This window comes from Nocardia sp. 852002-20019_SCH5090214 (genome assembly GCF_001665865.1).
GTDB classification, from domain to species: domain Bacteria; phylum Actinomycetota; class Actinomycetes; order Mycobacteriales; family Mycobacteriaceae; genus Nocardia; species Nocardia nova.
On sequence record NZ_LZMK01000265.1, the window covers coordinates 1 to 898 of the forward strand.

Here is an 898-nt window from a genome sequence, read left to right on the forward strand (position 1 = left end):
GCCTCCGGCGGCGCGCTGGTGACCGCGTTCGCGTCGGCCGTGGCTGCGGCGGGCAAGGACGAGGGCGGGCGCGCCGGTGGCCGGATGCCGACACCGATGCTGCTCGTGCTCGACGAGGCCGCCAATGTCGTGCGCTGGCGCGATCTGCCGAAGCTCTACAGCCACTTCGGATCCCGCGGCATCGTCGTGCTCACGATCCTGCAGTCGTGGGCCCAGGGCGTGCGCTGCTGGGGCGAGGACGGCATGAGGGCGCTGCTCAGCGCCACCAACGTGCTCACCCTCGGTGCGGGTCTCAAAGACACCGGATTCCTGCGTGATATCAGCGAGCTGGTCGGGTCCCACCACGAACTGGTGACCTCGACCTCGCGGGGCCGGCGCGCGGATTCGGGCACCGAATCGACCTCGCGCACCAGCGAACCCACTCTCACCTCCAGCGACATCAGCGCGATGCCCAAGGGCCGGGCGCTGGTCCTGGTCTCCGGGCACCGCCCGACTCTCGTGCGGGCCACGCCGTGGATGGAACGCGGCGACGCCGCCGATATCCGCGCCTCGATCGGCATTCACGCCCCCAACCAGTCCCGTACCACCCCGGCCGGGCCGCGCTTGCGGGCCGTGCCCTCCAGCGAGGAGGACGCAGCATGACCGACACAACCAGCACCAACGGCTCGGCCCCGGCCGGATCCGCTGCCGCGCACGCTATTCCGGCGGCGGAACTGAGCGAGCTGATGGACGCCGCGGTGCGCCGGGCGGTCGGCGTCAAGTTCGCCGAGGCCGCCAAGACCATCGCCGCCGAGGTCGTCGAGTCCGTCCTCACTCCCGAAATCCGGGAGCAGATGGCCGAAACCGCCGCCCACGAAGCAGAACTCGCACTCAACCCGCCCGTCGCCCTCGTGGAGCC

1 protein-coding gene and 1 pseudogene are annotated in these 898 nt (G+C 71.4%); both read left to right on the top strand.

All coding sequences use genetic code 11. The features are described from left to right. Positions 1–642 (top strand): TraG/TraD/VirD4 family protein (locus A5780_RS20195; protein WP_156769578.1); only part of this gene is annotated, 642 nt, incomplete at its 5' end. Then, a pseudogene (locus A5780_RS20200) lies at positions 639–898 on the top strand (DUF4913 domain-containing protein); the annotation flags it as partial. The gene A5780_RS20195 and the pseudogene A5780_RS20200, both read left to right, overlap by 4 nt.